At 47.3% G+C, this 6,680-nt stretch carries 15 protein-coding genes; all 15 read right to left on the bottom strand.

From position 1 onward, the window contains the following. Positions 1 to 607: 607 nt before the first annotated feature. On the bottom strand, positions 608 to 799 hold the full coding sequence (locus tag AC2VLY_RS13900) for a hypothetical protein (protein WP_486892299.1): 192 nt from the start codon (positions 797 to 799) through the stop codon (positions 608 to 610). Between the two features lie 112 nt (positions 800 to 911). Next, a complete protein-coding gene (locus AC2VLY_RS13895) occupies positions 912 to 1,205 on the bottom strand; it encodes a hypothetical protein (RefSeq protein WP_486892300.1) in 294 nt (97 codons plus the stop codon). A 54-nt stretch (positions 1,206 to 1,259) separates the two neighbouring features. Beyond that, the gene (locus tag AC2VLY_RS13890) at positions 1,260 to 2,276 is read right to left on the bottom strand and encodes a ribonucleotide-diphosphate reductase subunit beta (RefSeq protein ID WP_486892301.1); all 1,017 of its coding nucleotides are present in this window, start codon (positions 2,274 to 2,276) and stop codon (positions 1,260 to 1,262) included. Further along, the gene (locus AC2VLY_RS13885) at positions 2,260 to 2,475 is read right to left on the bottom strand and encodes a hypothetical protein (protein WP_486892302.1); all 216 of its coding nucleotides are present in this window, start codon (positions 2,473 to 2,475) and stop codon (positions 2,260 to 2,262) included. Before AC2VLY_RS13885 ends, AC2VLY_RS13890 begins: the two co-directional genes overlap by 17 nt. Then, a complete protein-coding gene (locus AC2VLY_RS13880; RefSeq protein WP_486892303.1) occupies positions 2,468 to 2,884 on the bottom strand; it encodes a hypothetical protein in 417 nt (138 codons plus the stop codon). The genes AC2VLY_RS13885 and AC2VLY_RS13880 overlap by 8 nt, the downstream gene beginning before the upstream one ends. After that, a complete protein-coding gene (locus AC2VLY_RS13875; protein WP_486892304.1) occupies positions 2,868 to 3,362 on the bottom strand; it encodes a hypothetical protein in 495 nt (164 codons plus the stop codon). Before AC2VLY_RS13875 ends, AC2VLY_RS13880 begins: the two co-directional genes overlap by 17 nt. A 281-nt stretch (positions 3,363 to 3,643) precedes the next feature. Further along, positions 3,644 to 3,835 (bottom strand): hypothetical protein, encoded by a 192-nt coding sequence (locus AC2VLY_RS13870; RefSeq protein ID WP_486892305.1) that lies wholly within the window; start codon positions 3,833 to 3,835, stop codon positions 3,644 to 3,646. A gap of 10 nt (positions 3,836 to 3,845) precedes the next feature. Further along, positions 3,846 to 4,040 carry a hypothetical protein gene (locus tag AC2VLY_RS13865; protein ID WP_486892306.1) on the bottom strand — a complete coding sequence of 65 codons (195 nt, stop codon included), beginning with the start codon at positions 4,038 to 4,040 and terminating at the stop codon, positions 3,846 to 3,848. A gap of 69 nt (positions 4,041 to 4,109) precedes the next feature. Further along, the gene (locus tag AC2VLY_RS13860) at positions 4,110 to 4,298 is read right to left on the bottom strand and encodes a hypothetical protein (RefSeq protein ID WP_024895237.1); all 189 of its coding nucleotides are present in this window, start codon (positions 4,296 to 4,298) and stop codon (positions 4,110 to 4,112) included. Continuing rightward, entirely contained in the window at positions 4,295 to 4,459 is a 165-nt protein-coding gene (locus tag AC2VLY_RS13855; protein WP_153940737.1) for a hypothetical protein, read from the bottom strand. The genes AC2VLY_RS13860 and AC2VLY_RS13855 overlap by 4 nt, the downstream gene beginning before the upstream one ends. A 191-nt stretch (positions 4,460 to 4,650) precedes the next feature. Next, entirely contained in the window at positions 4,651 to 4,842 is a 192-nt protein-coding gene (locus AC2VLY_RS13850; RefSeq protein WP_486892307.1) for a hypothetical protein, read from the bottom strand. After that, positions 4,839 to 5,063 (bottom strand): hypothetical protein, encoded by a 225-nt coding sequence (locus AC2VLY_RS13845; RefSeq protein ID WP_486892308.1) that lies wholly within the window; start codon positions 5,061 to 5,063, stop codon positions 4,839 to 4,841. Before AC2VLY_RS13845 ends, AC2VLY_RS13850 begins: the two co-directional genes overlap by 4 nt. A 394-nt stretch (positions 5,064 to 5,457) precedes the next feature. Further along, positions 5,458 to 5,655, bottom strand: a complete 198-nt coding sequence (locus AC2VLY_RS13840) for a hypothetical protein (protein WP_486922477.1) — start codon at positions 5,653 to 5,655, stop codon at positions 5,458 to 5,460. A 248-nt stretch (positions 5,656 to 5,903) separates the two neighbouring features. Then, positions 5,904 to 6,311, bottom strand: coding sequence for a hypothetical protein (locus AC2VLY_RS13835; RefSeq protein WP_031572247.1), 408 nt, complete (start codon positions 6,309 to 6,311; stop codon positions 5,904 to 5,906). A 64-nt stretch (positions 6,312 to 6,375) separates the two neighbouring features. Next, positions 6,376 to 6,680, bottom strand: a 305-nt coding sequence (locus AC2VLY_RS13830; protein ID WP_486922476.1) for a hypothetical protein, incomplete at its 5' end; no start/stop codon positions are given.

Genomic DNA, 6,680 nt, shown 5'->3' with positions numbered 1-6,680 from the left:
TTTTGGAGTCTTCCCCAGGACGCCAGCGAATCAGCGCAAAAGCCTCACTGGAAAAAATGACGGTGTGAATGAAGCCAGCATCCATGCTGATTTCTTGAGGGACCTCCGTATCCATTTCGACAAAATGAATCGGGGTGGTACGTTGGAAAGATTGCGTGTGCAACATGACAAGGCTCCTTATAAGGAGCGGGTGGCCCAGGCGGGCCTAATCCCGCAAGGGTAAGAGTGCAGAGAAATTTCTGCAGTTTGAATGGCCCGATAACCGTGAGCGCCGGGGTACGGGGTACCAGAAAGGTTAATGTGCTTTTCTTTGTTTCACTCACAAAGAAAAGCACACAATCCTAAAAGAATGTGTGCTTATTTATAAAAGCAGCTTTCGCCGCCGGATAATGAATGAAAGAGCCATGTTACTTAGCTCCGTTCTGTGATTTCCTCTTTTGCCTTTCTTCGCGTTCACCCATGTATATGACAAAAATAGTCATACAGACTGACCATCCGCAAAGAATGAATGTAGCATAGAGCAGCGCATTAAATGTATCCATATTTTGCAATTCCCTTTTATAAAACATGTTGACCTCATTATAGCATATGGGGCACACGATTTATTTTAGGGAGCTTGGCCTGTCCAGGCATCCAGGAAGTAGGCGCAAGTACGGATGAGAATCCATGCGGCGGCTGCAAAAACGGCTGATTCCTTGGTATTGGAAAACCAGCCAGCAGCAAAAATTACAGCAGCGGAACCATTGGCAACGCGAACTAAATCATTCGAAAGGCGACGTGCTGCATATTTCCAGTCCATGTTAGCCTCCTGGTGCATTGTCCAGACAATGCGAGAAGAGAAACCCATGCGACTGGAATGTGTCTCCCCATACGGGAATACACCCGCATGGGAGAATGTGTGAGATTTATAACTAATCGCTGCAAATGACAGAGCCAACAACTTGGTTGTTCGCTATCATATTGGCCACCGCTGGCCCTTCCAGGCTCGATGTTTGTGGCATATCAAGCGTTACCGGATAAAAACGACCGTCGTCGTCCAAATACTGGATGTTGTCGTCTTCTGTTTCTACCGATGCCAGACTTGAACTCAGAATGCTTGCAGCATGCTGTTCCGTGATATGGTGCGCAAGCACCCTATCCATTGTGTCATCCTGTTGTTTTAGGATTAACATAAATCGGCTTTGTAAAGGGTAATTGTCATCCATAAAAGCTCCTGCTGTACGAGCAGAGTACCAAAATCAGTACCCTGCATGTGGAGATTAATCCCAGCTCAAAGATCCCCCGGTCTGGTATTCCGTTACCCGAGTTTCAAAGAAATTCTTTTCCTTTTTCAGGTCCATCATTTCACTCATCCACGGGAAAGGGTTTTGTATACCGGGATATTGCTGAGGCAAACCCAGTTGTGCCAGGCGCCGATTGCCAATGAACTGGACGTATTCCTTGAATACGTGGGCATTCAGGCCAAGCACGCCGCGCGGCATCGTGTCATCGGCATATGCCGATTCCAGTTCCACCCCGCGACGAATCAGACCAATAATTTCCTGCTGAAAGGCTTCCGTCCATAGGTGTGGATTTTCGGCCTTTAACTGATTGGCCAGGTCAATGCCAAAATTACAATGCATGGATTCATCCCGCAGAATGTATTGATACTGTTCTGCAGCACCCATCATTTTGTTTTGCCGGCCCATCGCCAGAATTTGGCTGAACCCTACATAGAAGAAAAGACCTTCCATGATGGCCGCAAAAACGATGATGGAACGCAAGATGGTCTGGTCGTTTTCGAAAGTCCCCGTTTTGAAATGTGGGTCCGCGAGCACATCAATGAAGGGCATGAGAAAGGTATCCTTATCCCGTACCGATGGGACCTCGTGATACATATTAAAAATCTCGCCCTCATCCAGGCCCAGACTTTCCACGATGTATTGATAGGCGAAAGTATGAATACTTTCGTCAAAAGCCTGTCGCAACATGAACTGGCGGCATTCCGGCGCAGTAATGTGCCGATAGGTGCCCAGGACAATGTTGTTGGCGGCGAGACTGTCTGCCGTCACAAAAAATCCGAGATTACGCTTGATAATGCGGCGTTCATCGTCCGTGAGGCCCTTGGGATCTTTCCAGAGAGCGATATCACGGGACATCTGGATTTCCTGGGGCATCCAGTGATTGGCACAGGCGGCGAGATACTTGTCCCAAGCCCACTGATACTTGAAAGGGACCAGTTGATTGACGTCCGCACGCCCATTGATGATACGTTTATCCTCAAGATTGACGCGCATTTGAACCTCCTTCCATGCTGGCTATCAAATAGGTGCCCGGCGCTACAGAATAAAGACGTAGGTCGGCCGCTTTGATGGCTGCACGCGCTTGTTGAATGGTACTAAAAAAATTCTCCCCCCGTATGGAACACGGACTGTCTCCGAAGAAACTGATCCAGGCGGCATTCACGGGAGACCAGACTAGGTGCATCTTACTCATGGGGTAGCCTCCTTTTGCTGAAACTGTACAACACACGCAATGACACCAGAACGGTAATAGCCAGTAGAATGATGAGGATGACATCAGTGTGGTGCTGGGAATAAATAGCCAACACTAACTCCCGAATGGTAATGGTCGCGGCAACATCCAGGGCCATGCCCACATTGATGTGTTGCTTGTGGTCCAGATTAAGCACCACAAAGACCATTTCGAGAATAATTATCGTGTCAAGAACGCGGACAATCGTGCCTTCCGTCATGACATCCAGTAAGGATGCCTGCCATATACTGTCGATGATAAAAAAACCGGTTTTGGCTAACAAATAAAAACCGGTTCCGAGCAAAAGCAGAGCCATCAACATGGCGATGAAATGCGCACTGCGGATGATGCGATCAGATGTCCTCATCATTGCCGCTACCGTCCACATTGAAATTGGGTTCATCCATGCTGTCATGATTGATATTCATGTGGTCGGGCACATCGAAGTTCAGGCAACTGTCATCCAGCACCTGGAAGTCATCGTCTGCGGGTTGTAGAAAATCAACATCTGACAGGATATTTGCGGGAGGTTCCGTTGGATAGACGGTGCTGGTTGAGGCATTTCGCGGTGCTTTTTGATGAGCCTTGTTGGGGCTCCGTGGTGCAGAGCGGCGCCGTGGTGCGGGTTTCGAAGCCGCTGAACGTTGGGTTGGTTGGGTTGGTTGGGTTGGCGCATAGGCAGCTGTGGTGACCGTGTGTGGTACCGTAGCCGCCGGAGCCGTTGGCGTTTGGGCAGGTTTTGGGACTGCCGCTGCGTTTTGTGTATTCGAAGTTTTCTGTAGCGCAATGTGGCCGATGGTGACCAGGGCGACAAATACGCACAAGAGTATTAAGGCGTAAATCAACATGATTAGGCTCCTTTGAATTCGAGGGAAACGGCCTCGTTCCGTGGTAAAAAGCCAAAGAAAGTGTTTATCAAGATGCGGACCTTGATAAAGACTTGCGTCTGGTGTTTTTGGAAAGGGCTTATGCTTAAAACGGGACGTTATGGGCGGTAAAGCGGATAAAAGTGCTGATTAGTGATGGCTGGATTGGATGCAGCCATGGTGCAGCCTACGTCAAAAGGCTGAAAGGTTAGCCGAGTATTGGATAGGTTGGAATATGTACCCTGGAAGGATCGGCTGTGAATTTATTTTTTGAAACAGTTTTTAATTCTGTGGCGATATGCTTTGTTGGTCATCAGTTCGTAAGCGAAAGCGCCTAGCATGACGATAATATCAAAAATAGCGGCATAACCTAAGTCGGCTGTATTACCGCAAAAGATGGCGACACCCGTCACGATAAGAATGCAGTTGCCCAGGAATGTGCCCAGATCAGTCATTAGAATGACCTTAGCGTTCCGTAAAAATACAAATGACTATGGAGTGTTTTGGTTGGTTTTGTGTGTCTGGTTTATCTTTGGAGATTCCATTCGTTTCATGCTGTCGGATTTCTCTCTTGACTATATATGCAACGATACCGACCATTATGGATGCGATAACGATGATGGCAGCACCGCCGACCATTAGACCTTCCGGTATGTTCATGATATTGCTCCAGCATATCCAAAGCATGTAGTGTAAGAATGGAACCCGTTTTAGCGGGCTCCATCGGGTTTACTTTTTTGATTTGAAATGATCCGGGTGCTTCATGTACATATAAAGCAGCCACCCGAGTAATATAAAAACATCGACCATAGCGGCATAGCCAATATCCTGTGTGTTGCCAAAGAAAATGGCCATGAACATGATAATCAGTATGCCGTTACCGACGACTTTGGATGCGAAATCCTCATAATCGTTCATTTTCCACTCCTGTGGTCAATGATATCAAAGATAATTGCTACTACGCCTAGCACAAATGTAGCCGTAATACTCACTGGATCTGCCGAGCCTGTTAAGGCCATTTTAGCAAGACCAGCAATAGCTGCATAGGCTGCATGAGTAGCTATTTGCTTGTAGTTCATAACTTGCTCCTTGCCGACAAACGGCGTTAACTGGCGTCCCAAACGAAGAAACACCACGCGCCGCGTCCGGCCTCGTGGGTGTAAACCCACGAGGGGAACATCTTAAATCCAGCCTTTGTTGCTCAGTGCCCGACGAATCGGGACGCTGATGAGATAGCCGGAAACAATGCAGGTCAGCAAGATAAGAGGAATCATGCTTCGACCTCCTCAATATCTGTGAAGAAACCTTCTTTTTCTCCCCAGATGCTGTTAAACCGTTCCATGGCTTTTTCGGCCTCTTCCCGGTTTTCAAAACGGGCCATCTGACCGGATAGTCGAGTTGTCCCGTTCAGACCGAAAAGCAGACCGCCTTCACGGTTGGTGACCACATATTCGCGGTTCATGCTGCACCTCCCAAGAGTTGGCGGCGGCTCTGAAGAACACCCAAGTCCTCACGGACCTGGAGCTCATCGCGGCACAATTTTAGGAATGTTCTGCATGCTTTGTTCATGCTGTTGTCGGTACCGAACTGGCACCTAATTTCGTCCATCTTGGCGTAGATGGCCCCGTTTTTTGATGATTTCAGCCAGTTTTCAAAGATTTTGCGAGCAGATTGATTACGCATGGTGTATCTCCTAGAAAAAGGGGCACACCAAAGCCCCAAAGGGGTAGGTGTACCCCGTTGGGTAAGAAAGCAGACCGGATGGCCTGCTGATGGAATCCCAGCTATGACGCTGCTGGTGGTCGCTCTTGATGAACCACAAGAGTAGGGAATACCGCAGGAACCGTGTTTGTGACAGTTGCTGTGGTATGCTCTCCGTTATGGTAAAACAATTGCTTTAGTCATTAGTGAGGTTTTCATGAAACCAATTTTTGAATTTTGTGAGGCCGCTCAGCGCATCAGAAACCGCAAGGGTGGCAGTGAGATAGAGAAAAATGCTTTATTGGCTATTTTGGAAGATCGGCCTGATGAGGCCGATCGTTTGATTAATCTGATGCGTAAAAGAAACGCTCTGAGATTATCGGTTGTCAGAACTGATTCGAGATAGCATTTCTTCCTCTATCTTTTTCAGTAAGTAGCATGCATCTGCATGGGTGGAGTGGTCTTTAGCTTCATCAATAAAATCCAATAATGCAGATTTTTTTGACTTTAGTTCTTCAATAGTTGCGTCCTCAAGAAAACGATAGAATGCTTTCATATCATAAAGTGCTGACATGGCGTACTCCTTAAGAAAAGGGGTACACCATGACCCCAAAGGGCATAGGTGTACCCTTTGGGTAGAAAGCAGACCGAAAGGCCTGCGGATGGAATCCCCGGTATAACGCTCCGGGTGGTCGCTCTTGATAAACCGCAAGAGTAGGGAATATCAAAATATCTTGGTTCTAGGTATTTTGATATTGCTTACGCGCAGTTTTGATAAACCCCAGAATGGTCTGGGGAGTTTCGGAAAATTTATTGCTTTGATTAAGCATCGTTTATCGAATGTACGAGCGCGTCAACATCAACGTCACTATCCATGATGTCCGTAATGTAGCTGTTTTCGCCAAACGGATTACCGCGAAGCTGCTCGGCTTCGGGTATTTCTTCCCATGTTGAATCTCCATTGTCCATTTGTGTTTCGCGGACAAGTAATTCGGCCATTTGTATGCACTGATAAAGACTCATCTTGCCAGTGACATACTGGATGGCCATGTCTGGGTCTACAGCCACCCAAAGCCAAATATTGATTGATTCACTAGGCACGCAATCCATCCAAACAACCAGGTAAAAATCCCCGTTTCCGGTCTGACGCAAGCTAATGAATCTGCGCTGGTGAGTCACCAGATCCTCAATTAACACTGATTCGTTCAAATCAGAAAAATCTTTTTTCATCAAAGTGTCTCCATAGCGATTTGAATCAGCGCGACATGAATATGTCACGCTGATCTGGTAATGATTAACTGGCCTTCTTCTTAGCGGCCTTCTTGATGATTTCAACACGGTCTTTCAACCAGTCATCGTTATGCACAATAAGCTCGTTGATGACCGGACCGAGATCGTCAAAATAACAATCTTCACGGATGACGGATTCCTTACCGTCCTCTTCCAGGGCGACCACATAGGCATCTGCAGCACGGTCCAGAGTGACGGACAAGGTGCCTTTTTGGTTTTCCTGTTCAATATGAAAAACCAGTTTTGGCAAAAGATGCGTGTCCGCATCTTCGGTCACGTCAAAGATCTGAACAGGTTTTTTCCATGCAC

This window comes from Acidithiobacillus sp. TH-A36, from assembly GCF_057473445.1.
Note: the sequence above shows the minus strand (reverse complement) of the source record. Positions and strands in the feature narration are given on the sequence as shown.